The sequence below is a fragment of the Novosphingobium sp. TH158 genome (genome assembly GCF_002855555.1).
Taxonomy (GTDB): Bacteria; Pseudomonadota; Alphaproteobacteria; order Sphingomonadales; family Sphingomonadaceae; genus Novosphingobium.
In genome coordinates this window covers 2,031,282-2,054,626 of sequence record NZ_PKRT01000001.1, presented here as the reverse complement: position 1 = coordinate 2,054,626, position 23,345 = coordinate 2,031,282, and the positions used below count along the sequence as shown (strand labels likewise).

Sequence of the window (23,345 nt, the reverse complement as noted above, 5' to 3'; positions counted from 1 at the left end):
TTCTGCCCGGTCCGGGGAATAGCCTCGCCAAAGGCGAGCCGGGACCCGAACCCGATCAACCCTGCTTACGACCCGTGCCTTTCAAGAATGGTCTTCAATGGGGCGGCGGAACAAAGCCGTCGCTCGCAGCATTATATAGCATCACTGTAACAAAATTGCCAGACCCTCGGGTCGCAATAGCGAACGGCCCCTGTCCGGTTATCGGGCAGGGGTTGAAGCTGTTATAAAATTCAATGACTTACCGCCGATCGGCGCGGCTGGCTCAGTCGCCTTCGCCGGGCTCGGGCGAGAAGAACTTCTCGAACTTGCCTTCCACGCCCTTGTATTCGTCGGCGTCGGCAGGCGAATCCTTCTTCGTCGTGAGATTCGGCCATTCGCCGGAGTACTTGGCGTTCAGCTCAAGCCACTGCTCAAGTCCGCTCTCAGTGTCGGGCAGGATGGCTTCGGCGGGGCATTCGGGTTCGCACACGCCGCAGTCGATGCACTCGCTGGGGTTGATGACGAGCATGTTCTCGCCCTCGTAGAAGCAGTCGACCGGGCAGACCTCGACGCAGTCCATATACTTGCACTTGATGCAGGCGTCGGTGACGACATAGGTCATGGCTCGAATTCCCCTTCGGTGTCTTGCTTCGTTTGAGGTGCTGCTATCGGCTTTGGTGAGTGGTCGTCAAGCACGCGATAGCACGCCTGGGCTTCGGTTGCTGGCCCGCGCCTGCGCGGCATGTCGCAGATTTCGATAACCCTGACGCCCGATCGCATCGGCAGGGTCATGACATTGCCCACGGCGATCGCGGCGCTGGGCTTGTCGATGCGGCGGCCGTTGACGCGGATGTGTCCTTCGAGCACCCATTGCTGCGCAAGGCTCCTGCTGGGTGAAAGTCGCAGGAACCAGAGCAGCTTGTCGATCCGCATTCCGCTTAGCTTCCCTTCTTTGCCTGTTGCCAGAGATCGGCGAGACCGGCGAATGCGCTTCCTGTGGCCGGGCCAGGGATGCTCGGCTTGCGCTCGGGCCGGGGCTGCCCGGGTTTCGTGGCGGACCGCTTGCCCTGTTCGCGTTCCGGGCGGGGCCTGGCGGGCGGGGGCGAATCCTCGGCCTTGGGCGGAATCCACTTCCAGTTCTTCGGCTCCGGTGGTCCGAACTCGCCCTCGGCCAGCTTGCGGGCATTGCGGGGGCGGAAACCACCGCCGCGCATCAGGCTTTCGAAGCTGGCCTCGGTCAGTCCCATCGAGCGGCCCATGGCCTCGTCAATGACAAAGGGCTTGCGTTGGGCATTGACGCGCAGGCTGTGCGCCGCGCGGAACAGGCGTTCGGCGAGGTCCACGCGGATCGCCTGCTTGCCCGCGCGACGATACGCGGAAGGCAGGCGCTCGCCATTGGCGGCAATGACCGACGGCATGCCTTCGGGCACTTCAGGCAGGGTCCAGCCACGCGCCGCGCAAAGTTCGCGCCAGCGTTGCTGCGCGGCCGGCTTGAGCATTGCATAGACGTAGATTTCAAGCGTGCCGAAATAGACCCCCAGCGAGCGCAGGACATTGCGCTGCTCACGCGAGAGGGCATCAAAACCGGAATGCCATCGTGCAATCACGCCGCCATTATCGACCAGCTTGATCATCAGCGCGCGCAGGTCCGGACCGGCGCTTTCCTCGCGCGATGCAGCGTCGATCGCCGCCAGTCCGTCAAGCGGCTTCAGCCATGCCGCCATCCAGCCATCGATCCGGTCCTTCAGGAGGCGCCGGTCTGCCTCGGGTATGGCCTCCAGCGCTTTTTCCAGCACGATCTTGGCGGAGAGCGGGCGGCTGCGATTGACCTCGATCCGGGCAAGGGCCTCGCCGCCACGCATCACCTTGCCTTCGGCGACGTAGAGCGACTCGGCGCCGCTTTCCAGCGCTGCCGCCAGTTCTTGTGCGCGTTCGGCCAGAAGCTGCGGCAGGTGCCGCTCGGCCGCGGCGAACAGCAGCTTGTGGTCGGCATGGCGGGCCTGGGGATCAACCTTGAACTGAAACCCTTCCAACTTTCCGATAGGCTCGCCGTCGACCAAGATTTCCTCCCCCTTAAGTGCGACGGGCAGCAGCGCCGCGTCGGCACCGGCTCCTCGCATGAGAATGGTTAGTCTCCGGTTGACGAAGCGTTCGGTCAACCGGGAATGCAGGGCATCCGAAAGTCGCGCCTCGACCGCGCGGGCGCGTGCGGCCATTTCCTCGCGCGCGATCATCCAGTCCGGGCGCTGTGCGATATAGGACCATGAACGGATGGCGGCGATGCGACCCTGAAGGGTGTCGATATCGCCCGAAACGATGTCCAGCTCGGCAATCCGCGCCGCGACATAGTCACCCGGCAGGGCGCCGTGGCGCAGGTCCTGCCACAGCCGTGCGACGAAGCGTGAATGAACCTCTGCCCCCTGCTGGCGAAAATCGGGAAGCATGCAGGTTTCGCGGAATCGCTCGACCAGCGCGCGGCCGCGAACCGAACCGGCGACCTCCGGGTCCTCGGCCAGCCGGCGCATCACTGCAAGGTCGATGGCCTCGGGCGCAGGGGCAAGTTCGGGCCGTTCGGGCGGGGCGGAAAGGTCTTCGATCAGGTGGTGCAGGCTGTCGATGCGGGGGTCGGCTTCGCGCCAGAACAGCCTGGTCAGCGGCGGGAAGCGATGCTCCTCGATGGCATAGACTTCCTCCGGGGTGAATTCGGCGTCATGACTTCGCGTGCCTGAAAGCGTGCCGAAGGTGCCATCGCGGTGATGACGCCCGGCCCGGCCAGCGATCTGGGCCATTTCCGCCGTCGTCAGCCGCCGCTGCCGCTGCCCGTCGAACTTCGAAAGCCCGGCGAAGGCGACATGATCGAGATCGAGGTTCAGCCCCATGCCGATGGCGTCGGTGGCGACAAGGTAATCGACCTCGCCCGACTGGAACATCGCCACCTGCTTGTTGCGGGTTTCCGGACTGAGGGCCCCCATGACGACTGCGGCCCCGCCTCTGAACCGGCGCAGCAGTTCGGCCACGGCGTAGACCTGCTCGGCACTGAAGGCGACGATGGCGCTGCGCGGCGGCACGCGGCTAAGCTTGCGGGCGCCGTCATGGCGCAGGGTGGAAAAGCGCGGCCGGCTGACGATCTCCGCCCGGGGCAGGAGCGAGCGGACCAGCGGCTCGATCGTGGCCGATCCCAGGATCATCGTCTCTTCGCGTCCGCGGGCATGGAGCAGGCGGTCGGTGAAGATGTGACCCCGTTCGCGATCGGCGCAAAGCTGCGCTTCGTCGAGCGCCATGAAGGCAAGGTCCGCGCGCGTCGGCATGGCCTCTGCGGTGCACAGCAGCCAGCGCGCATCGCGCGGCTCGATCCGCTCCTCGCCGGTGATCAGGGCAACCTGGTGCGCCCCCTTGATGGCGCAGACCCGCTCATAGACCTCGCGCGCAAGCAGGCGCAGGGGAAAGCCGATTGCCCCGGAGGAGTGGCCGCACAGCCGCTCGATAGCCAGGTGCGTCTTGCCGGTGTTGGTCGGGCCAAGCACGGCAATCAGCTTGCCCGCATCGTCGCGGGGCGAAAGGGCGGGGCGGTGGGCGACCATCTGTTTTACAGATGTGACAGCCGCAGGGCCCGCCCGCAAGCAGCCATTGCCGATTTTCCCGGACCGGCCGGTTAGCGCCGTATTTCCGGCAGGTTAGGTGAAGATTAACCCTTTCCGATGCACCAAGGGGGGAAGGAGAACGGGGTGTTCCGAGCGCAAGACCATGATGATCCGGGCGGGTCCGGCCCGGCTGCAAGTGCAGCCGCGCTGACGCTTGACCAGGTTATCGGTGCTGTGCCCCCCGCGGCAGGCCGCCTCGCTCGGCTGCGCCAACGCTTGCGTTCGGTGGACTGGTCGGCAATCGACTGGGCACCTGACCTTGCGGAAGAAATCGGCAGCCGGCGCTGGCTGCGTGGCCTGGCCACCTTTGCCGGACTGAGTGCCGCTGCCCTCGCCTTCTGGCCCACCTTCGAACTGCAGGCCGCACCCGCCATGCGCGGCGATGAACCGGTGCGCGACGAATATCGCAGCCAGATGATCATGCCGCTGGCCTTGGGCGGAGACAGCGGCCGGCGCATGGGCGCGACGGCCATGGTCCGCCCGGCCGGAACGGTAACCGAACGCCAACGCGTGGAATTGACCGCCGTGCTCGGATCGGGAGACAGCCTTGCCCGCCTGCTGCAGCGCGCCGGCGTGGCAGAAGCCGATGCAGCCCGCGCGACCGAACTGGTCGCGGGGCAGGTTCCGCTTGGCCAGATCGCGCCGGGAACCCGCGTTTCGCTTGTCCTGGGCGAACGACCGGCACCCGGCGAGGCGCGTCGCCTGACCAGCCTCGACATGCGGGCGCGCATGGATCTTCAGGTGAAGATCGGCCGCTCGGGCGATGGCCTGGCGATCGCCACCCGGGCCATTGCCGTCGATGCCACGCCGCTGCGCATTCGCGGCGTCGTTGGCCAGAGCCTTTACCGTTCGGCCCGCGCCGCAGGTGTGCCGGTGGAGGCGATCCAGCAATATCTGCAGGCCCTCGATGGCCACATCAGCCTGGAAGGCGATATCCAGCCCGGCGATGCCTTCGATATCGTCATGACGTGGAAGCGCGCCGAAGGATCGGAAGGGCAGGCGGGGCAAGTCCTTTATGCCGGCCTTGATCGCGGCAACAAGCCGGTCGTGGAGCTGATGCGCTGGGGCAGCGGCAACGAATTCTTCTCGGCAGATGCCATCACGCGTCCCGTGGTCCAGACCACCAGCGCCGGCCTGCTTTCACCGGTCAACGGGCGCATCACATCGCTGTTCGGCATGCGCCGCCATCCGATCCTGGGATATGCCCGCCTGCATGCCGGGGTCGATTTCGGCGCCGGCTGGGGCACCCCGATCCGCGCCACGGCCGATGGCGTTGTCGCCTATGCCGGGCGGCATGGCGGCCATGGCAACTATGTGCGGCTTGAACACGGCGGCGGCCTTGCCACCGGCTATGCCCACATGAGCTCCATCGCGGCATGGGCCGGAACCCGCGTCCGAGCCGGTCAGGTCATCGGCTATGTGGGATCGACCGGCCTCTCGACCGGGCCGCACCTGCATTACGAAATGTATCGCAACGGCCGCACGATCAATCCGCTCGGCGCCAGCCACGCGACGACCACGACCCTTGTGCAGAAGGTCGATCCGCGCCAGCTCGCTGCCTTCAAGGCGAAGATGGCCCAGCTCAAGGCAATCCGTCCGGGCGGCACTTCGGCAGTGGCCATGGCGCCTGCGGGCCGGGCTGCGCTGCGTTGAGCCATTGAAGCCGCGCCCTCTTTGCGGCAGGACAGCCGCACGATGACCAGCGCCTATCCTGCCACCCGCCTCCGCCGCACCCGTGCCACGGCATGGAGCCGTGCCATGCACCGCGAGATCCTGCTTTCTCCGGCAGACCTGATCTGGCCCCTGTTCGTGACCGACGGCAGCGACGTGGAAGAGCCGATCGGCTCGCTCCCCGGCGTTTCGCGCTGGTCGGTGGACCTGATCGTCGCGCGCGCGAAGGAGGCGGTGGCGCTCGGCATTCCGTGTCTGGCCCTGTTCCCCAATACCCAGCCGGAGCGGCGCAGCGACAACGGCGCAGAGGCGCTCAATCCCGACAACCTGATGTGCCGCGCCATCCGCGCCATTCGTGACGCCTGCGGTGATGCGATCGGTGTGCTGACCGATGTCGCACTCGATCCCTATACCAGCCACGGACAGGATGGGCTGGTGGATGCCGCCGGCTATGTGCTGAACGATGCCACGGTCGAGATGCTGGTTGGCCAGGGTCTTAACCAGGCGGCGGCGGGGGCAGACATCATCGCCCCGTCAGACATGATGGACGGCCGTGTCGGCACGATTCGCGAGGCGCTGGAAGGTGCCGGCCATGCCAACGTGCAGATCATGGCCTATGCCGCCAAATATGCCTCTGCGTTCTATGGCCCGTTTCGCGATGCCGTGGGTTCGCGCGGGCTGCTCAAGGGTGATAAGCAGACGTACCAGATGGACCCCGCCAATGGCGAGGAAGCCCTGCGCGAAGTGGCGCTGGACATTGCTGAAGGCGCCGACAGCGTGATGGTCAAGCCGGGCCTGCCCTATCTCGACATCGTGGTGCGGGTGAAGCAGCGCTTCGAGGTGCCGGTGTTCGCCTATCAGGTCAGCGGCGAATACGCGATGATCGAGGCGGCAGCCGCCGCCGGTGCCGGGGATCGCGATGCGCTGGTGCTGGAAACGCTGACCGCCTTCAAGCGCGCCGGCTGTTCGGGCGTGCTGACTTATCATGCCGCCCATGCGGCGCGGCTGCTGAATGGCTGAATTCCGTCTCGAGACCGAGCGGCTGGTCCTGCGAGACTGGCGCGAAGCCGATTGGCCGCCCTTTCTGGCAGGCACCAATACGCCTGCCGTGATGCAGTGGCTGGGCGGCGTGCTGGACGAAGGCAGGCAGCAATGGCTGCGCGACCGGCTGGAAGGCTATGCACGCGATTACGGCCACACCTTCTGGATCGTCGAGCGCAAGGAAGATGGTGCGGTGCTGGGCTTCTGCGGCCTCAAGCGCTCCAACCAGCCGGGCGGTCCGCAGGGCGATTTCGAGGTGGGCTGGCGGCTGCGCGAGGACGCCTGGGGCAAGGGCTATGCGCGCGAGGCGGCAGAGGCTTCGCTTGAGCAGGCCTTCACCCGGTTCGGCGCACCGCATGTGCTGGCGCTGACCGTCACGCGCAATGCGCCGAGCTGGGGCCTGATGGTGCGGCTGGGCATGGAGCGGCGGCCGGATCTCGATTTCGACAACAGCGAGTTCGATCCGGAGGAGGGGCGGATCATCGTCTACCGCCTCGAAAGGGCGGCGTGGGAGAAAATGCGTGTCTGAAACCAGGGCCGGGGGCAACCGCCCGCTGTTCGTCGCGACGATCCTGACCGGGTCATTCCTGCTGTTCCTTGTCCAGCCGATGGTCGCGCGCATGGCCCTGCCCCGGCTGGGCGGTGCGCCGGCAGTGTGGAACAGCGCTATGCTGGTCTACCAGGCCTTGCTGCTGGCTGGCTATTTCTATGCCCATCGGCTGGGCAAGATGGCGCTTGCCAGACAGGCGCGGATCCATGTGGTACTGCTGGCGCTGGGTGCGCTCACCCTGCCGGTGGCGCTGGCTGACCTGCCGGCACCCAGCCCGGGCACCGAAGTGCTGTGGGTGCCCGCGCTTCTGGCGCTGACTATCGGACCGGTGTTTTTCCTTGTTTCCGCACAGGCCCCGCTGATGCAGCGCTGGTATGCAACCGATCCGAAGGCGGGCGAGCCCTGGGCGCTTTATGCTGCATCGAACCTTGGCTCGTTCGGCGGATTGATCGCCTACCCCTTGCTGGCCGAACCGCTGCTTTCGGTGCACCTGCAATCGATCGGCTGGACCGTGGGTTATGGCCTGCTGGTTGTGCTGGTACTGCTGTGCGCCCGGGCGCGGCGCGCGATGGCCGACACGATTGCGGCAGTAGAAGCCGTAACCTCGCCTCCGGTGCCCGCGCGTCGCATCGTGCTCTGGCTGCTGCTTGCTGCCGTGCCTTCGGGGCTGATGCTCTCGACCACCACGCACCTGACGACCGACCTTGTCGCCATGCCGCTGCTGTGGGTCATCCCGCTGGGCATCTACCTGCTGAGCTTCGTTACGGCCTTTTCCGACAACCGCCGCCCGGCGCGAGTGCTGAGTGCGCTGACCTGGCCGGTGATCCTCGTCGCCGGTGGCTTCGCCATGGTTTCGCAGGGGTCGGTCGGGCTGATCCCGGCCATTGCCAGCATCGCCCTGCTCTATTTCGTCTGCGTCTCGCTCCATGGCCGCATGTATGACCTGCGCCCCGCATCCGACCGGCTGACGCTGTTCTATCTCGTCATGTCGGCCGGCGGCGCGCTCGGCGGCATGTTCACGGCGCTGGTTGCGCCGGTGGTGTTCGACTGGGCCTGGGAGCATCCGATTCTGGTCTTCGCCGCAGCCGCGCTGCTGCCGCTTGATGCGATGCCTGACTGGCGGCGGCTCAAGGGGCTGGAGCCGGCAATGGCACGGCTGGCCATGCTGACCATCCTTGTCTTCGCCGGGTTCCTGCTGTGGCTGCTCTACTCGGTCACGCTCGAAAGCGATTTCGGCTGGAAGCGCTGGGGGCTTTCGGCGGCCATTGCACTCTGCGGCCTGGCGCTGGTGCAGATGCGGGGGCCGGTGCTGCTGGTACTGGTGGCGACGATGATCGTGCAGGGCGGGTTCCAGACCCTGGCCGATACGCGCGACGGGGTGCGGCATCGCTCCTACTTCGGCATTTACACCGTCCGCACTTACGAGGACCGCAAGGTTCGCACCCTCGCCCATGGCACCACCCTGCACGGAGAACAGCTGCTGGACGGCCCCCGCCGCCGCCAGCCGCTGACCTATTACGGGCCGGGTTCGGGCGCGGGCATTGCCTTTGCCAATGCCCCGGTCCTGTTCGGGGATGCCGCGCGGATCGGCGTCGTCGGCCTCGGGACAGGTTCGCTCGCCTGCTACAAGCAGCCGGCGATGAGCCTGACCTATTACGAGATCGATCCCACGGTGCTCGCCTATTCGCGCAATGGCACTTTCAGTTTCATCAGCGAATGCGCCCCCGATGCGCGCATGGTGATCGGTGATGCCCGACTCGAACTGGCCAAGGCGCCCAAGGCGAGTTTCGACCTGCTGGCGATCGATGCGTTCTCTTCCGATTCGATCCCGCTCCACCTGGTCACGCGCGAGGCGTTCCGGGTCTACATGGATGCGCTCAGCCCGCGCGGCGTGCTGCTGGTGCATATCTCCAACCGCTTCATCGAACTGGAGCCCGTGATTGCCGCCGGCGCGCGGGCAGAGGGGCTGCACGCGCTGATCCGGGATGATAACCCGGCGCAGGATACCGAGCTGGCGCCCAGTTCATGGGTTCTGCTCTCCCGCGATGCAGCGCAGCTCAAGGCGCTGGCCGGGCGCGTACCCGCCACGCCACTTCGCCCGCTGGCAGCCCCCGCCACGCGGGTCTGGACCGACGATCACGCGTCGATCCTGCCGCACGTCAAATGGTCCAACCTTACCGGATACGCACAATGATCACTCCCCCTCCCGGCACCACCATTGCGCCCTTCGCCGGCACCTGGCCGCGCATTCACGACAGCGCCTTCATCGCCCCCGGCTGCCGCATCATCGGCAATGTCGAAATCGGACCGGACGCGTCGATCTGGTACAATTGCGTGATCCGCGGCGATGCCAACCGCATCGTCATCGGCGCGCGTACGAACATCCAGGATGGCTCGGTGATCCACTGCGATGCCCCCAAGCCCAAGCGGCCGGACGGCATCCCCACGATCATTGGCGATGATGTGCTGATCGGCCACATGGCCATGGTCCACGGCACGGTGCTGGAAGACCGCTCCTTCGTCGGCATCGGGGCGATCACGATGGATGGCTGCCATATGGAGAGCGATTCCATGCTTGCCGCCGGCGCCATGCTGACCCCCGGCAAGCGCATCCCCTCGCGCCAGCTGTGGGGCGGACGCCCGGCCACCTTCATGCGCGAACTGGGCGATGCCCACCTGGCAGACATGCAGATGGGTGTGCAGGGCTATGTCATGAATGCCCGCGCCCACATGGCCTCGCTGGCGGAGGCAGGGCTTGGCCCGAGCGAAGACTGACCTTCCCGATGCCGGCGCCGTTGCCGCGCTGATCGATGGCGAGGGGCGGCTGGCGGTGCGGGTCACGCCAGGTGCGAAGGTGGAATCGATCGAGATCGCGTCAGGCCGTCTGCTGGCAAAGGTGCGTGCAAAGCCCGAGGACGGCAAGGCAAATGATGCGGTGCGGCGCTTGCTGGCCGAAGCATTGGGCCTTGCCCAGTCACGTGTGACGATGTTGCGCGGCGCAACTTCGCGCGAGAAGCTTTTCCTGATCGATTGAGCTAGGCGCGCAGGCGCAGGGCGATCATGGCCATGCCGGCCGTCCAAAGCGCAGCCAGCCACGAAGCTCCTGCGGGAAAGTGCAGGAAGGCAAGCGCCCCGCACAGCGCTCCGACGACAAGGCCCGCCCATAGCATCAGGTAGGCGCCCCAGCCTTGCGCGCCGCTTCCCAGAAACAGGCCGGCAACCGCCTGACCCAGCCGGACCAGTGCGCCGGTCATGTAGGTCAGCCCCACGGCAACCTCGCCATCGCGGCGGAAAGTGTTGTTCAGCGCCCCCATGGCCAGGACCAGCGCCGAAAGCATGGCTCCGTGCCAGCGCGCCATGCGCGCCAGTGCGGCAAGTGCCAGCAGCATGGCGACGAAGAACAGCACGGCGGGCTTGCGCCTGCTGGCGGCCTTCTCCGCAACCACCGCGCCTGCTGCCACACCGGCAACAAAGCCCAGGATCAGCAGGGCCGGCAGGATCGCACGGGCAGGGGCTTCGGCAAGGTTTACTGCCAGCCGGGTGCTGTTGCCCGACATGAACGAGACGAAAAATCCGTCTGCGGAAAGAAAGCCGAAAGCATCGACGTAACCGGCCAGAGCGGCAAGGCCGATGGCCATGGCCTGTCGCTGGCGATCCAGCCGGTTCATCGCGCCATGCGGGTCAGCGCCCCATGCTCCGGGCCAGCTGGTCAAGCACGCGGGCCATTTCCTTGGCCAGCGGCGGATCGCTTTCGCCCAGCGTATCGTGGACCGCCCGGTTCATGGCATCGGCCCATTGCCCGGCGACATCGGCCGAGATGGCATAGGGCTTGTGCACCGACATCATGCAACGGCCGGGGTTGGCCTCGAACCAGTCGCGCGGGCCGCCGGACCAGCCCATCAGGAACTGCGCCAGCGAAGTCCGCATCCGCGACAGGTCGGGCGAATGCATGGCGCGCAGTTCGGCATAGGCCGGGTCCTGGTCCATCAGGTCGTAGAAGCGGTTCGAAATGGCTTCCAGCACGGGCAGCCCGCCCAGCCGTTCATAGGGCGTGGTCGGGGCGGGCTTTTCTTCAACTGCGGTATTCATGGGGCCTCCGGGGGCAAGGCAAATTGCTACAGCACCGCCCTAGCGGGCCGCAAAAGCCAGCGAATTGACGCGAATCAATCCTTGGCCTTCTGCGCCTTGCCCTTGTTCTTCGGCGCGGCCTTGGCCGTTGCCGAGTCCTTGCGCTTGACCAGCTTTGGCGGTGCCGGAGTGAGTTCGAATGCAAGTGCATCGTCCTTCACCGCGACATGAACCTCGCCGCCATGGGCCAGCTTGCCGAACAGCAGTTCCTCGGCGAGCGGCTGCTTGACCTTTTCCTGGATCAGGCGGGCCATCGGGCGGGCGCCGTAGAGCCTGTCGTAGCCGCGCTTGCCCAGCCATGCCCGCGCATCGCTGTCGAACTGGATATGGACGTTCTGTTCGGCCAGCTGAAGCTCCAGCTGCAGGATGAACTTGTCCACCACCCGCGCGATTACCTCGGTGCCGAGGTAGGCAAACGGCACGATGGCATCCAGACGGTTGCGGAATTCGGGGCTGAACATGCGCTTCACCGCCTCGTCCCCGGCGTCGGCCTTGGAAACATCGCCAAAGCCGATGCCCTGGCGTGCCATGTCGCTGGCGCCGGCATTGGTGGTCATGATCAGCACGACATTGCGGAAGTCCACCGTCTTGCCGTGGTGGTCGGTCAGGCGGCCGTTATCCATGACCTGCAGCAGGATGTTGAACAGGTCCGGATGGGCCTTTTCGATTTCGTCGAGCAGCAGGACGCAGTGCGGCTGCTGGTCGACCGCATCGGTAAGCAGGCCGCCCTGATCGAATCCGACATAACCCGGAGGCGCGCCGATCAGGCGGCTCACCGAATGGCGCTCCATGTATTCGGACATGTCGAAGCGAACCAGCGGAATGCCCATGATGTCGGCCAGGCGGCGCGACACCTCGGTCTTGCCGACGCCGGTCGGGCCGGAGAAGAGGAAGGAGCCGATCGGCTTGTCCGGATCGCGCAGGCCCGCGCGCGACAGCTTCATGGCGGTGGACAGCACTGAAATCGCATTGTCCTGCCCGAAGACCACCCGCTTGAGATCGCGCTCAAGGTGTTCGAGCACCTTCTTGTCGTCGGAAGAGACGGACTTGGGCGGAATGCGCGCCATCGTGGCGATCACCGCCTCGATCTCGCGCGCGGTGATGGTCTTCTTGCGCTTGCTCGGCGGCAGCAGCATCTGCATGGCGCCAACCTCGTCGATCACGTCGATCGCCTTGTCGGGCAGCTTGCGATCGTTGATGTAGCGGGCCGAAAGCTCCACCGCGTTCTTGATCGCCTCGGGCGTGTAGCGGACCTTGTGGTGCTCTTCGAAGACCGAGCGCAGGCCCTTCAGGATCTTGATCGTATCCTCGACGGTGGGTTCGTTCACGTCGATCTTCTGGAACCGGCGCAGCAGGGCGCGGTCCTTTTCGAAGTGATTGCGGAATTCCTTGTAGGTGGTCGAGCCGATGCAACGGATCGAGCCGGACGACAGCGCCGGCTTGAGCAAGTTCGATGCGTCCATGGCCCCGCCGCTGGTCGCGCCCGCACCGATAACAGTATGAATTTCATCGATAAAAAGAACGGCCTCGGGCATTTTCTCCAGTTCGGAGACCACCTGCTTGAGCCGTTCCTCGAAATCGCCGCGATAGCGCGTACCGGCCAGCAGCGCGCCCATGTCGAGGCTGTAGATCACAGCGTCGGCAAGCACTTCGGGCACGTCGCCTTCAACGATCTTGCGCGCCAGCCCTTCGGCGATGGCGGTCTTGCCGACGCCGGGATCGCCGACATAGAGCGGGTTGTTCTTGCTGCGGCGGCAGAGGATCTGGATCGTGCGATCGACTTCCGGGCCGCGGCCGATCAGCGGGTCGATCTTCCCGCCCATCGCCTTCTCGTTGAGGTTGACGCAGAACTGGTCGAGCGCGGAATCCTTCTTATCGCCCTTGGCCTGGCTCTTATCTTCCTGCTGCGGCTGCTGCGGCGCTTCCTCGGAACCCTTGGGGGTGCGGTCTTCCACCCGCTTGCCGCCCTTGCCGATGCCGTGGCTGATGAAGCTGACCGCATCGAGCCGGCTCATGTCCTGCTGTTGCAGGAAATAGACGGCGTAGGAATCGCGTTCGGAGAACAGCGCCACCAGCACGTTGGCACCCGTGACCGTGTCCTTGCCCGACGACTGGACATGCAGGATGGCGCGCTGGATCACCCGCTGGAAGCCGGCGGTCGGCGCGGGATCGCCCTTTTCGCTGGTCTTGAGCGACTGGTATTCCTGATCGAGGTACTGCTTCACCACTTCCGCCAGTTCGGCGAGGTCAACGCCGCAGGCGCTCATCACCTGGGCGGCATCGGGATCGTCGATCAGCGCCAGCAGCAGGTGCTCAAGCGTCGCATATTCGTGCGCGCGATCCGCCGCATTGGCGAGTGCGTTGTGCAGCGTCTTTTCGAGGCTCTGAGCGAAACTGGGCATTTCAGCGGCTTTCGATGAACCCTTGCGGGCGGAGATGGAGAACGTCAGGCATGCGGCCGCTTCTATGGCCAGCCCGTGAACAGGGAGGGTAAACCGCCGTGCCCGTACAAGGTAAGGGGCGGCCCACCTTTTTCAACTTTTCGGTTTGAAGAAGGCTTCGGCAGCCAGGCGGTGTGCCTCGGCCTTGCCCTTGTGCGCCTTCACCCGGGCGATCTCTGCCTCAAGCAGGGCCACGCGCTCGTCCAGCTCCTCGCGCGAGTAGGAGTCGAGCGCCTCCTTGGCGAGAAGGCTGGCGGCATCGCCGCGCCGCGCCGGGCGGTCATCTTCGTCCATGGTCCGAGAATTCAACGCGTTGCCTTTCCTGTCAACCGCAAGCTAAGTGGCGGCGTGACGTCGCACCCACGGTGCGGCACCTGCGCCACAGATGGGGACCAAGTCATGGCAGACCTGCCCGGAACGATGATTGCAGTGGGCTTCGATGCGCCCGGCGGGCCCGAAGTGCTGCGCCCGCAGGCGGTTGCCGTGCCCCAGCCCGGCCCCGGCGAGATGCTGGTGCGGGTGGCTTTTGCCGGGGTCAACCGGCCGGACGTGGTGCAACGGCAGGGCTTTTATCCTGCCCCGCCGGGAGCTTCGCCGATTCCCGGCCTGGAAATCGCGGGCGAGGTCGTGGCGCTGGGTGCAGGGGTGGATACCGATCTGGCAGGACGCAAGGTCTGCGCGCTGGTTTCGGGCGGTGGCTATGCCGAATATTGCCTCGCCAAGGCGGCGCACTGCCTGCCGGTTCCCCCGGGCCTGCCGCTCGACCAGGCTGCCGCCCTGCCTGAGACGCTGCTGACCGTCTGGCACAACGTGTTCGAACGCGGCCTTGCCCGCGATGGCGAGACGATCCTGGTCCATGGCGGCACGAGCGGCATCGGCTCGATGGCCATCATGCTTGGCAAGCTGTTCGGGCTGACGGTCATCGTCACCTGCGGCGGCCCGGAAAAGTGCGCGGCCGCGCTGCAGATCGGGGCCGCCCATGCCATCGACTACAAGGCGCAGGACTTTGTCGAGGAGGTGAAACGCATCACAGGGGGCAAGGGCGTCCACGTCGTGCTCGACATGGTTGCCGGAGACTATGTCGCGCGCAACCTCAAGTGCCTTGCCGAGGATGGCCGCCATGTCACCATCGCGGTGCAGGGCGGGGCGCGTGCGGAAATCAACATGGCCGTGGTCATGAGCCGCCGCTACACCCTGACCGGGTCGACGCTGCGCCCGCGTTCGGATGACTTCAAGGCGGCGCTGGTTGCCGAAGCGCGGGCCGAGGCCTGGCCGCTCGTCGCCGACGGGGCGCTGCGACCGGTGATGGACCGGACCTTCCCGCTGGCCGAAGCCGCCGCAGCCCATGCCCGGATGGAAGCCGGCGAACACATCGGCAAGATCGTGCTGGCGGCCTGAGAGCGGGGCCGATTCATCGCCCTGCGGTGACTCTTTGCCTTGCTCTCCGGGCGCTCCTCGCCTAAATGCCCGTCCGAACGGCCGCTCCGCGAGGGGCGGCCCTATCTATTTTCGCCGGAGACGCCTTGTCTCCCTGCCGGAGTTTTGGCCGTGACCCAACCCACCCCGCTGATGCCGCATGCCACCGCCTCCTGGCTGGTGGACAACACTGCGCTGTCGTTCGAGCAGATTGCCGAATTCTGCGGACTGCACATCCTCGAAGTCCAGGCCATGGCCGACGACCTCGCCAGCTCGAAGTATACCGGTCGTGATCCGGTGCGTTCGGGCGAACTGACCATGGCCGAGATCGAAAAGGGCCAGGCCGATCCCAACTATGCACTGAAGATGCAGAAGGCACCGGCGCAGGTCAGCCGCACCAAGGGGCCGCGCTATACCCCGGTTTCCAAGCGTCAGGACAAGCCGGACGGCATCGCCTGGATCCTGCGCAACCATCCGGAAATTTCGGATGCGGCCATCGGCAAGCTGATCGGCACCACGCGCAACACGATCACCGCCATCCGTGAGCGCAGCCACTGGAACATCGCCAACATCATCCCGAAGGACCCGGTTACGCTGGGCCTGTGTTCGCAGCGCGAACTGGATGCCCTGGTTGCCAAGGCGGCGAAGAAGGCCGGCATCGTCGATAACGAGGCGGACGAACGCCTCGGCACCGATCGCGAAGCGCTGATCGAGGAGCTGCGCGCCGAGCGCGAGGCCCAGGCCAAGGCTGCCAGCGAGGCCGCTCAGGAAGCCGAAGCTGCGGCATGGCTCGAAGCCAAGCGCGCTGCCGAAGCAGCGGGCGAAGACTGAGCTGAAATAATTTCACCGGCCCTGCCCCTACGGCAGGGCTGGCCGGCTGCGTAACAGCCCTGATTTCGCTGCCATCCGCCATCCGGCGGACTTGCCCAAACCCCGTGGATAGGGCAATCTAGCTGACATGAATGTCAGCAAGCCCGCCATGCCCTGGCTCGAGCGTTATTGCCACCCTTGCGCGTGGGACCTCGATTTCCCGCCGCTGACCCTGCCGGCCATGTTCGCCGAAGCCGCCGGAAAGATGGGCAAGACGGCCCTGGTCGATTTCCTCGGGCGCAAATTGTCCTACCGTGAACTTTACGCAGAATCGCGCCGCTTCGCCGCGGGGCTGCTGGCACAGGGTATCGCCAAGGGCGATCGCGTCGGGCTCTTCCTGCCCAATGTCCCGTCCTACATCCCGGCCTATTTCGGGGCGATGCTGGCCGGGGCGACGGTGGTCAACTTCTCCCCGCTCTATTCCGCTGCCGAGCTTGAGGCGCAGGTTGCCGATTCGGGAACGCGCCTGCTCGTCACCGTGGACGTGCCCGCCCTGCTGCCCACGGCGCTGGAGGTGCTGCGCGCTTCGCCGCTGGAGACACTGGTTGTCTCGCGCCTGGGCGATCAGCTGCCCGCGCTCAAGGGCCTGCTGGTGCGCCTGTTCGGCATGGGCCAGACCATGGCGATTCCCACCGAGCCGGGGGTGATCCACTGGCGCGACCTGCTGCGGGCCGACAGTTCCGCAGTGTTCCCGGCCCTTGATGCCGAACATGACCTTGCCCTGCTACAATATACCGGTGGCACCACCGGCACGCCCAAGGGCGCGATGCTGACGCACCAGAACCTGACGGCCAATGCCCGGCAGGTCGATGCCATCGACCCGCACAACATGGACTACGACCTGATCCTCGGGGCCCTGCCGCTGTTCCATGTCTTCGCCAATACCGCCGTGCTCAATCGTACGGTGATCACGGGCGGGACGATCGCCATGCTGCCGCGATTCGATGCGGAGCAGGTCTTCGCCACCCTGCGCCGCCTCAGGCCGACTTCGCTGCCTGGCGTGCCCACCATGTTCCAGGCGCTGCTCGATCACCCGAAGTTCGATCCGGCAGACTTCGCCTCGCTGCGGGTCTGCATTGCCGGTGGCGCGCCGCTGCCACTGGCGCTCAAGCAGCGCTGGGAGGCGAAGACCGGGGTGCGGCTTGTCGAAGGCTATGGCCTTACCGAATCGTCCGGCGTGGTCACGGCCAACTCCTATGAGGGTGAGGATCGCGCCGGCACGATCGGCCAGCCCTTTCCCGCAACGCGGGTGCGCCTGCTCGACCGCGAGGACCCGACCCGCGATGCGCCCGCCGGCGAGCCGGGCGAGCTCGCGGTGATCGGGCCCCAGATCATGAAAGGCTACTGGCAGCGCCCGGAAGCCGCGGCGAGCGCCTTTGCCGATATCGACGGCGAACAATGGCTGCGGACGGGCGACGTCGCCGTGTTCGAGGCGGACGGCTACCTGCGCGTGGTTGACCGGATCAAGGACATGATCGCGGTTGGCGGGTTCAAGGTCTTCCCCAGCCAGGTCGAGCACGTGCTGCTCGAACATCCTGCGATCAAGGAAGCGCTTGTCATCGGCCTGCCGGACGAGCTCATGGGCGAACGCCCCCGCGCTTTCGTGACGCTGCTGGAACAGGCGGCAGAAAGCGCGGACGAGCTGCGCGACTGGATCAACCAGCGCGTCGGCAAGCATGAGCGGGTCGATGCCGTGGTGATTCGCGAAAGCCTGCCGAAAACGATGATCGGCAAGCTGGATCGCAAGGCGCTCAGGGAACAGGCGCTGGGCTGAACCCTGCGCCGGGCCGGGCCGTCAGAGGGCTTCGGTTCCACCGGCGATGGACAGCTTCGGCTCCGGCTCGCGGTGCGCGAACTTGCCTTCCACCGTCGCGCCCTGCTCGATGGTCAGGGCATCGTAGAACACATCGCCTTCGATCCGCGCGGTCTTGAGGATCACCAGCTGCCCGGCCGTGATCGAACCGCGCACGCGGCCGGCGAGCCGTGCGGTTTCCGCGGTCACCGCGCCGGTGATTTCGCTGGTTTCACCCTGGACCAGGCTGGTGCAGGCAATATCGCCATCGACGTGGCCATCAATGTGCAGGTCGGCCTTGGCGGAGATGTCGCCCTTGATGGAAACATCGGCGCCGAGAACGGAGAATGTGGAACCGCCCATTGATCTATTTCCCTGAGGCCGGCTTTGCGGCGCTGGTTTCTTTGCGAACATTGGACCTGGCCTCCAGGAATGGGCGCGGATTGACCGGCTGGTCGTTGATGCGGACTTCGAAGTGAAGGTGCGGACCGGTGGAGCGACCGGTATTACCGATAGCGCCGATCACCTCTCCCGCCAATACGTCCTTGCCCGGTGTGGTGCGGAATGCGCTCATGTGTGCATAGCGCGTGATCATTCCGTTGCCATGGTCGATCTCGACGCAATTGCCGTAGCCCTGCCGCTGTCCGACGAAGCTGACCTTGCCACGGGCCGCAGCATAGATCGGCGCGCCGACCGGGCCTTTGAAATCGAGCCCGGCGTGGAAGGCGGCCCCGCCGTTGAACGGATCGGCGCGATAGCCGAAGCCCGAGGAGATGAATTCCAGGCTGGCCGGCAGGACCTGCGGCATCGAGGTCAACCCGCGCTGCAGTGCCTGCATCCGCGCCAGGCTGACGGCAAGGCGCTGGAAGCGCTGGTCGAGCGCGGCGTCGGTTGACGAGGAAAAGGCGATGAAGGGGCCGCCCATGGCGCTCTTGTCGTCGATCGAGGCGAGCAGGTAGCCGGGATCGAGACCAAGCTGGCGAATCTGCGCTTCGGCATCGCGGGCGCGCCGGTCGGCAAGGCGGGTAAGCCCTTCGACGAACGCGAGTTGCCGGGCTTCGATCCGGGCAAGCGTGGCAGCTTCGGGCAGGGCGCGTGAGACCTTGTCGATGGTCTTGGCGGCTTCGCTGCTCGAATCGGAGACGGTTTCGCCCGCCATGATATCCTGCGGCAGCGATCCGACCATCTTCTCGATGGCATCCTGCCGCTTCTTGAGCTCTTCCGAAACGCCCTTGATATCGTCCTTGTAGGCCGAAACGCGCGTTTCTGCGGTGGTGACCTTGGCTTCACGCTCAAGCAGGGCGAGTCGGTCGCGATTCGCGAGATAGGAATTGACCGTCATCGCGGCGAGCGAGACCAGCCAGGTCGCCAGCAGGACAGCGACCAGTGCGGCCGCCCAGATCTGGACGCGCGAAGATACCTTGATGAAGCGCACCTGGCCCTGCGATCGCATGAAAAATTCGCGATCGGGGAACCAGCCACGCAGGCGTTGCGAAAACGCCCCCTCGGCCTTGTGCTGCAAAACGACCCGTCCCTAAATTGCCCACTTCGGGTGGCGCGCGGTTAGCAAGCACTTGGCGGACATGCGAATCGCGGGCGGCAGAGTCACGCTGAATCGGTGGAGTCGTGCGATGAACGGACTCTCGGCCTAGCTGGTTTCAGTTACGGGTAAATGCCTATCGCAGCGGCTCACGCGCCGTTGCGGCTGACAAGGCGGCGTTGCGATGTTAGGCGCAGCTGCATCATGGCCACATTGCCCCACGATTCCGCAACGGATGAAAGCCCCGAAGCACTGGTCGAGCGCCTTGCCCGCGCCGGCCGGCAGGCCCAGCGCGCGCTTGCGCGACTGAGCGACGCCGAAAAAGCTGCGGCCCTGCGGGCTGCCGCTGCCGCATTGCGTTCTGCCGAGGCGGAAATCCTTGCCGCCAACGCGCAGGACGTTGCCGCAGGCGAAGCACGCGGACTGACCGGCGCAATGCTCGATCGCCTTCGTCTCGATCCGGCTCGACTGGCCGGGATCGCCGATGCGGTCGATCAGGTGGCGGGCCTTCCCGATCCTGTCGGCGAGGAAATCTCCAGGTCGGTGCGTCCCAACGGACTGGTGCTCAGCCGGGTGCGCGTGCCCATCGGCCTGATCGGCATCATTTACGAAAGCCGTCCCAACGTTACAGCCGATGCAGCGGCTCTTTGCCTGCGTTCGGGCAATGCCGTGCTGCTGCGCGGCGGCAGCGAGGCGGTACATTCCAACCGGGCGATCCATGCCGCTCTCGCCAGGGGCCTTGCCAGCGCGGGTGCGCCGGCCGAAGCGGTGCAGCTGGTGCCGACACAGGACCGCGCCGTGGTTGGGGCCATGCTCACCGCCGCCGGGCTGATCGACATGATCGTGCCGCGCGGCGGCAAGAGCCTGGTCGCCCGCGTCCAGCAGGATGCCCGCGTGCCGGTGCTCGCCCACCTCGACGGCATCTGCCACACCTATATCCACGCCGCCGCCGACCCGGGCATGGCCCGCACCATTGCGCTCAATGCCAAGATGCGGCGCACGGGCATCTGCGGGGCCATGGAGACCCTGCTGATCGACGCGCAATTCCCCGCAGCGGTGGACGTGGTCGGCACGCTGCTCGATGCAGGCTGCGAGTTGCGAGGCGATGCCCGCGCCCGCGCGCTCGATCCGCGAATCGTGCCGGCCAGTGCCAACGACTGGGATTGCGAATATCTCGACGCGATTCTCTCGGTCGCCGTGGTGGACGGCATCGATGCCGCGCTGGCCCATATCGAGGCCCATTCCTCGCACCACACCGATGCCATCGTTACCGCCGATGCCGATGCGGCAGAGCGCTTCCTCAACGAAGTCGATTCGGCAATCGTCATGGTCAATGCCAGCACCCAATTCGCCGATGGCGGCGAATTCGGCCTGGGTGCCGAGATCGGCATCGCCACGGGGCGGCTCCACGCCCGCGGGCCGGTCGCGTTGGAAGGACTGACGACTTACAAGTGGCAGGTTCGCGGCACCGGGCAGGTGCGACCCTGATCCGCACCGGCCTTCTTGGCGGCAGCTTCAACCCCGCGCATGGCGGGCACCGGCGCATTACCCGCTTTGCCGTGGATGCCCTTGCCCTGGACGAGGCCTGGTGGCTGGTTTCCCCGGGAAACCCGCTCAAGCCCGTGGCCGGGATGGCCCCGCTGGCCGCCCGCTTCGCTTCGGCCCGGCTGCAGGCCCGGCGGGCACCGATCCGGGCTTCGGCCATGGAACGCGAATTCGGCACGCGTTATACGGTCGATACGCTTGCAGCGATCCAGCGCCGTTGGCCCCGGCGGCAGTTTATCTGGCTGATGGGAAGCGATAATCTGGCCCAGTTCCACCGGTGGCGGGACTGGCGCAAAATAGCCGCCAAGGTGCCGATTGCCGTAATCGCCCGTCCCGGCTATGATGCCCGTGCAATGGCGAGCCCCGCCATGGCCTGGCTAAGGCGGTTCCGGCAGCCTTTGTCCAGCCTTCGCGACCGGACACGATGGAGCGCTCCGACCCTGGTGATCCTGCGTTTCGATCCCGACAAGCGATCTGCCACCGCAATCCGAATGGCCGATCCGCTCTGGGCCGACCGCATGGCTGTCCGCAGCCTGCGCGACTCCGTCACGCACCGTCCGATCCCATTCCAGGAGCCTGTTTTTCCTAAATGAACCAGTCCCAACCAGAGCCGGCCAGTTCCGGCGCTGCCCAGCCGCTTCCGCCTTCGGAACCCGGAACCCTGCACGCCCTCGTGCTTCAGTCGCTCGATGACGACCAGGCGCAGGAAATCGTTTCGATCCCGCTCGAAGGCAAGACGGCAATTGCCGACCACATGGTGATCGCCAGCGGCCGTTCGACCCGCCAGGTCGCCTCCATGGCGCAGAAGCTGGCCGAGCGGATCAAGCAGGGCGGTTTTGGCCACGTGCGAATCGAAGGCCTTCCCGCTGCGGACTGGGTGCTGGTCGATGCCGGCGATGTCGTCGTGCACCTGTTCCGTCCCGAAGTCCGCACCTTCTACAACCTTGAAAGGATGTGGGGTTTCGGGGACGGCCCTTCGGGAGCGGCGTGAAGCTGCACGTGGTGGCGAGGGGCAAGATCGGCCGCTCGCCAGAGGCGGATCTGGTCGATCGCTATGCCAGGCGCATTACCTGGCCCTTCAAGGTGACCGAGCTGCCCGATACCGGCGGCACCATTCCGCCACCTTCGGCAACACCATCGCGCGATGTCCTGCTCGACGAGCGTGGAAAGCAGCTGTCGTCGGAGGAGTTCGCCGCCCTGCTGGGCCGCTGGCGCGACGATGGCGTGCGCGAGGTGCGCTTCCTGATCGGCGCGGCCGACGGTCATGGCGATGCGGCGCGCGGGCAGGCGGACCTGCTGATCGCCTTTGGCGCGATGACCTGGCCGCACATGCTTGCCCGCGCGATGCTGGCCGAACAATTATGGCGTGCAACCAGCATTTTGGCTGGCCATCCCTATCATCGTTCGGGATAAGCAGGCCCCGATGCGCACCTTTCCGGTCATTGCTGCCCTGCTGGCCCTAGGGGCAATCGGCGTTGCCGCGACGGCCCAGCAACAGGATCTTGCCACCTACGACGATGCCGGCGAAGCACGGCAGGCTCTGCTGCAGGCCCAGCGCGAAGGCGCCGCCGCCCGCGCCCGGGCCGAATCGCTTGAGGCAGAGGCGGCCCGTGCCGGCCAGGCTGCGGACCGCACCGCGCGCGAGGCGGCTGCCGCTGCGGCGCGCATCCAGGAAGCCCAGGCCAGCATTGCCGCGCGCGAAGCGGACATGCGCCTGATCGACCGGCAGCGCGAAGACCTGCGCGCGCAGCTTGCCCAGCGGCAATTGCCGGTCGTGCGGCTGACTGCCGCCCTCCAGCGCCTGTCGCGCCGGCCGCTGGCGCTATCGCTGCTGCGGCCCGGCTCGCTGCGCGATACGGTCCATATGCGCGCCATGCTCGATACCATGCTGCCGCAGGTGCAACAGCGCACCGCCGCCCTGCGCAGCGAGATCGATCGCGGCAAGGCGCTGCGCGACAAGGCAGAGGCAGCCGTTGCCTCGCTCAAGCAGGAACAGGCCGAACTCGGCCGTCGCCGGCAGGTGCTGGCGGGGCTGGAAACGCGCCAGCGGCTCGATATGCGGCAGACCAGCGGCTCGGCCGACCGCGAGGCGGAACGCGCGCTGGCCCTCGCCGAGGAGGCCCGCGATCTCGACAGCCTCACCGCGCGCCTGGGCGAAGCGGGGGCCCTGCGCCAGCAACTGGCGCAATTGCCCGGCCCGGTCATGCGGCCAGCCAACCCGCAGGCGGCCCAGTTCGCTGTCGCAGAACGCGTTCAGCCGACCGCCGCGGCCACGGGTGCACCCGGCTTCGTCATGCCGGTTCAGGGTCGCCTGATTGCCGGTTTCGGCGCTTCGGTGCCGGGAACGCCCCGCTCGCAGGGGATTGCGCTTGCCACCCGTGCAGGGGCGCAGGCCGTCGCGCCCGCCGGGGGGCGGATCGCCTTCGCCGGGCCCTATCGCGGCTATGGCTCGATCATCATCGTCGATCACGGCAATGGCTGGACCAGCCTTATTACCGGGCTTGCCCAGGTGGACGTTGCAGTGGGCCAGTCGGTCGTCGGCGGATCGCCGCTCGGCATCGCCGGGCCGGGGCGGCCCGTGGTCAGCCTTGAGCTGCGGCGCGATGGCAAGCCGGTCAATCCGCTCGACTATGCGCGGCTGTAGACCGCGCTTGGTCGATCCGGCCTTGCATGCCGGCAATCACGCGCCATCTGGCGTTAAGCAGCCGCGGGTTATAGATAAGCGGCAAGA

Annotated in this window: 23 protein-coding genes; 14 read left to right on the top strand and 9 right to left on the bottom strand. The window is 66.3% G+C overall.

Annotation, left to right across the window (positions count from 1 at the left end):
- Positions 1 to 262: 262 nt before the first annotated feature.
- From fdxA to C0V78_RS10105, 3 genes are read right to left on the bottom strand one after another with little or no spacing between them, the layout of a single operon-like run.
- A complete protein-coding gene (gene fdxA, locus C0V78_RS10115) occupies positions 263 to 601 on the bottom strand; it encodes a ferredoxin FdxA (protein WP_101797599.1) in 339 nt (112 codons plus the stop codon).
- Positions 598 to 912 carry an RNA-binding S4 domain-containing protein gene (locus C0V78_RS10110; RefSeq protein WP_101797598.1) on the bottom strand — a complete coding sequence of 105 codons (315 nt, stop codon included), beginning with the start codon at positions 910 to 912 and terminating at the stop codon, positions 598 to 600. Before C0V78_RS10110 ends, fdxA begins: the two co-directional genes overlap by 4 nt.
- 5 nt (positions 913 to 917) lie before the next feature.
- Complete coding sequence (locus tag C0V78_RS10105; protein WP_101797597.1) at positions 918 to 3,560, bottom strand: helicase-related protein; 2,643 nt, start codon at positions 3,558 to 3,560, stop codon at positions 918 to 920.
- Positions 3,561 to 3,704: 144 nt separating this feature from the next.
- Between C0V78_RS10105 and C0V78_RS10100 the strand changes: the two genes are divergently transcribed.
- From C0V78_RS10100 to C0V78_RS10075, 6 genes are read left to right on the top strand one after another with little or no spacing between them, the layout of a single operon-like run.
- Positions 3,705 to 5,273, top strand: a complete 1,569-nt coding sequence (locus C0V78_RS10100; RefSeq protein WP_158241533.1) for a M23 family metallopeptidase — start codon at positions 3,705 to 3,707, stop codon at positions 5,271 to 5,273.
- 42 nt (positions 5,274 to 5,315) lie between these two features.
- On the top strand, positions 5,316 to 6,311 hold the full coding sequence (hemB, locus tag C0V78_RS10095) for a porphobilinogen synthase (RefSeq protein ID WP_101797595.1): 996 nt from the start codon (positions 5,316 to 5,318) through the stop codon (positions 6,309 to 6,311).
- Positions 6,304 to 6,861, top strand: coding sequence for a GNAT family N-acetyltransferase (locus tag C0V78_RS10090; RefSeq protein ID WP_101797594.1), 558 nt, complete (start codon positions 6,304 to 6,306; stop codon positions 6,859 to 6,861). The genes hemB and C0V78_RS10090 overlap by 8 nt, the downstream gene beginning before the upstream one ends.
- The gene (locus C0V78_RS10085) at positions 6,854 to 9,076 is read left to right on the top strand and encodes a fused MFS/spermidine synthase (protein WP_101797593.1); all 2,223 of its coding nucleotides are present in this window, start codon (positions 6,854 to 6,856) and stop codon (positions 9,074 to 9,076) included. Before C0V78_RS10090 ends, C0V78_RS10085 begins: the two co-directional genes overlap by 8 nt.
- Positions 9,073 to 9,657, top strand: coding sequence for a gamma carbonic anhydrase family protein (locus C0V78_RS10080; protein WP_101797592.1), 585 nt, complete (start codon positions 9,073 to 9,075; stop codon positions 9,655 to 9,657). Before C0V78_RS10085 ends, C0V78_RS10080 begins: the two co-directional genes overlap by 4 nt.
- On the top strand, positions 9,638 to 9,916 hold the full coding sequence (locus C0V78_RS10075) for a DUF167 domain-containing protein (protein WP_101797591.1): 279 nt from the start codon (positions 9,638 to 9,640) through the stop codon (positions 9,914 to 9,916). Before C0V78_RS10080 ends, C0V78_RS10075 begins: the two co-directional genes overlap by 20 nt.
- A gap of 1 nt (position 9,917) precedes the next feature.
- On the opposite strand, the gene C0V78_RS10070 is transcribed toward C0V78_RS10075, so the two are convergent.
- The 4 genes from C0V78_RS10070 to C0V78_RS10055 all read right to left on the bottom strand — a co-directional run bounded on the left by C0V78_RS10070 (position 9,918) and on the right by C0V78_RS10055 (position 13,745).
- On the bottom strand, positions 9,918 to 10,595 hold the full coding sequence (locus C0V78_RS10070) for a YoaK family protein (RefSeq protein ID WP_254049883.1): 678 nt from the start codon (positions 10,593 to 10,595) through the stop codon (positions 9,918 to 9,920).
- Positions 10,564 to 10,971: a group II truncated hemoglobin gene (locus C0V78_RS10065; RefSeq protein WP_101797589.1), complete on the bottom strand. Its 408-nt coding sequence runs from the start codon at positions 10,969 to 10,971 to the stop codon at positions 10,564 to 10,566. The genes C0V78_RS10070 and C0V78_RS10065 overlap by 32 nt, the downstream gene beginning before the upstream one ends.
- Before the next feature lie 74 nt (positions 10,972 to 11,045).
- Positions 11,046 to 13,412 carry an ATP-dependent Clp protease ATP-binding subunit ClpA gene (clpA, locus tag C0V78_RS10060; RefSeq protein WP_101797588.1) on the bottom strand — a complete coding sequence of 789 codons (2,367 nt, stop codon included), beginning with the start codon at positions 13,410 to 13,412 and terminating at the stop codon, positions 11,046 to 11,048.
- Positions 13,413 to 13,544: 132 nt separating this feature from the next.
- Entirely contained in the window at positions 13,545 to 13,745 is a 201-nt protein-coding gene (locus C0V78_RS10055) for a DUF1192 domain-containing protein (protein WP_101797587.1), read from the bottom strand.
- A 105-nt stretch (positions 13,746 to 13,850) separates the two neighbouring features.
- On the opposite strand from C0V78_RS10055, the gene C0V78_RS10050 reads away from it, so the two are divergent.
- From C0V78_RS10050 to C0V78_RS10040, 3 genes are all read left to right on the top strand, one after another.
- Complete coding sequence (locus C0V78_RS10050) at positions 13,851 to 14,849, top strand: NAD(P)H-quinone oxidoreductase (protein ID WP_101797586.1); 999 nt, start codon at positions 13,851 to 13,853, stop codon at positions 14,847 to 14,849.
- 150 nt (positions 14,850 to 14,999) lie between these two features.
- On the top strand, positions 15,000 to 15,698 hold the full coding sequence (locus tag C0V78_RS10045; protein ID WP_101798307.1) for a DUF1013 domain-containing protein: 699 nt from the start codon (positions 15,000 to 15,002) through the stop codon (positions 15,696 to 15,698).
- Between the two features lie 127 nt (positions 15,699 to 15,825).
- Positions 15,826 to 17,511, top strand: coding sequence for a long-chain fatty acid--CoA ligase (locus C0V78_RS10040; protein WP_101797585.1), 1,686 nt, complete (start codon positions 15,826 to 15,828; stop codon positions 17,509 to 17,511).
- 21 nt (positions 17,512 to 17,532) lie between these two features.
- Here the strand turns inward: C0V78_RS10040 and C0V78_RS10035 are convergent, their stop codons facing one another.
- Positions 17,533 to 17,892, bottom strand: coding sequence for a polymer-forming cytoskeletal protein (locus C0V78_RS10035; protein ID WP_101797584.1), 360 nt, complete (start codon positions 17,890 to 17,892; stop codon positions 17,533 to 17,535).
- 4 nt (positions 17,893 to 17,896) lie between these two features.
- On the bottom strand, positions 17,897 to 18,982 hold the full coding sequence (locus C0V78_RS10030; protein WP_101798306.1) for a M23 family metallopeptidase: 1,086 nt from the start codon (positions 18,980 to 18,982) through the stop codon (positions 17,897 to 17,899).
- Positions 18,983 to 19,273: 291 nt separating this feature from the next.
- Between C0V78_RS10030 and C0V78_RS10025 the strand changes: the two genes are divergently transcribed.
- Genes C0V78_RS10025 through C0V78_RS10005 form a run of 5 tightly spaced genes read left to right on the top strand, consistent with a single transcriptional unit; the run spans position 19,274 to position 23,258 of the window.
- The gene (locus tag C0V78_RS10025) at positions 19,274 to 20,557 is read left to right on the top strand and encodes a glutamate-5-semialdehyde dehydrogenase (RefSeq protein ID WP_101797583.1); all 1,284 of its coding nucleotides are present in this window, start codon (positions 19,274 to 19,276) and stop codon (positions 20,555 to 20,557) included.
- Positions 20,521 to 21,207, top strand: a complete 687-nt coding sequence (locus C0V78_RS10020) for a nicotinate-nucleotide adenylyltransferase (protein WP_101797582.1) — start codon at positions 20,521 to 20,523, stop codon at positions 21,205 to 21,207. Before C0V78_RS10025 ends, C0V78_RS10020 begins: the two co-directional genes overlap by 37 nt.
- Positions 21,204 to 21,605 carry a ribosome silencing factor gene (gene rsfS / locus C0V78_RS10015; protein WP_101797581.1) on the top strand — a complete coding sequence of 134 codons (402 nt, stop codon included), beginning with the start codon at positions 21,204 to 21,206 and terminating at the stop codon, positions 21,603 to 21,605. Before C0V78_RS10020 ends, rsfS begins: the two co-directional genes overlap by 4 nt.
- A complete protein-coding gene (locus tag C0V78_RS10010) occupies positions 21,602 to 22,027 on the top strand; it encodes a 23S rRNA (pseudouridine(1915)-N(3))-methyltransferase RlmH (RefSeq protein WP_101797580.1) in 426 nt (141 codons plus the stop codon). The genes rsfS and C0V78_RS10010 overlap by 4 nt, the downstream gene beginning before the upstream one ends.
- A gap of 10 nt (positions 22,028 to 22,037) precedes the next feature.
- Entirely contained in the window at positions 22,038 to 23,258 is a 1,221-nt protein-coding gene (locus tag C0V78_RS10005) for a murein hydrolase activator EnvC (protein WP_101797579.1), read from the top strand.
- The last annotated feature ends 87 nt before the right edge of the window (positions 23,259 to 23,345 follow it).

What these genes read in the sequence shown, in the direction of transcription:
- fdxA (WP_101797599.1), bottom strand. Translation starts at nt 601, where the DNA reads ATGACCTATGTCGTCACCGACGCCTGCATCAAGTGCAAGTATATGGAC.
- C0V78_RS10110 (WP_101797598.1), bottom strand. Translation starts at nt 912, where the DNA reads ATGCGGATCGACAAGCTGCTCTGGTTCCTGCGACTTTCACCCAGCAGG.
- C0V78_RS10105 (WP_101797597.1), bottom strand. Translation starts at nt 3,560, where the DNA reads ATGGTCGCCCACCGCCCCGCCCTTTCGCCCCGCGACGATGCGGGCAAG.
- hemB (WP_101797595.1), top strand. Translation starts at nt 5,316, where the DNA reads ATGACCAGCGCCTATCCTGCCACCCGCCTCCGCCGCACCCGTGCCACG.
- C0V78_RS10090 (WP_101797594.1), top strand. Translation starts at nt 6,304, where the DNA reads ATGGCTGAATTCCGTCTCGAGACCGAGCGGCTGGTCCTGCGAGACTGG.
- C0V78_RS10080 (WP_101797592.1), top strand. Translation starts at nt 9,073, where the DNA reads ATGATCACTCCCCCTCCCGGCACCACCATTGCGCCCTTCGCCGGCACC.
- C0V78_RS10065 (WP_101797589.1), bottom strand. Translation starts at nt 10,971, where the DNA reads ATGAATACCGCAGTTGAAGAAAAGCCCGCCCCGACCACGCCCTATGAA.
- clpA (WP_101797588.1), bottom strand. Translation starts at nt 13,412, where the DNA reads ATGCCCAGTTTCGCTCAGAGCCTCGAAAAGACGCTGCACAACGCACTC.
- C0V78_RS10055 (WP_101797587.1), bottom strand. Translation starts at nt 13,745, where the DNA reads ATGGACGAAGATGACCGCCCGGCGCGGCGCGGCGATGCCGCCAGCCTT.
- C0V78_RS10050 (WP_101797586.1), top strand. Translation starts at nt 13,851, where the DNA reads ATGGCAGACCTGCCCGGAACGATGATTGCAGTGGGCTTCGATGCGCCC.
- C0V78_RS10040 (WP_101797585.1), top strand. Translation starts at nt 15,826, where the DNA reads ATGAATGTCAGCAAGCCCGCCATGCCCTGGCTCGAGCGTTATTGCCAC.
- C0V78_RS10035 (WP_101797584.1), bottom strand. Translation starts at nt 17,892, where the DNA reads ATGGGCGGTTCCACATTCTCCGTTCTCGGCGCCGATGTTTCCATCAAG.
- C0V78_RS10030 (WP_101798306.1), bottom strand. Translation starts at nt 18,982, where the DNA reads ATGCGATCGCAGGGCCAGGTGCGCTTCATCAAGGTATCTTCGCGCGTC.
- C0V78_RS10025 (WP_101797583.1), top strand. Translation starts at nt 19,274, where the DNA reads ATGGCCACATTGCCCCACGATTCCGCAACGGATGAAAGCCCCGAAGCA.
- rsfS (WP_101797581.1), top strand. Translation starts at nt 21,204, where the DNA reads ATGAACCAGTCCCAACCAGAGCCGGCCAGTTCCGGCGCTGCCCAGCCG.
- C0V78_RS10005 (WP_101797579.1), top strand. Translation starts at nt 22,038, where the DNA reads ATGCGCACCTTTCCGGTCATTGCTGCCCTGCTGGCCCTAGGGGCAATC.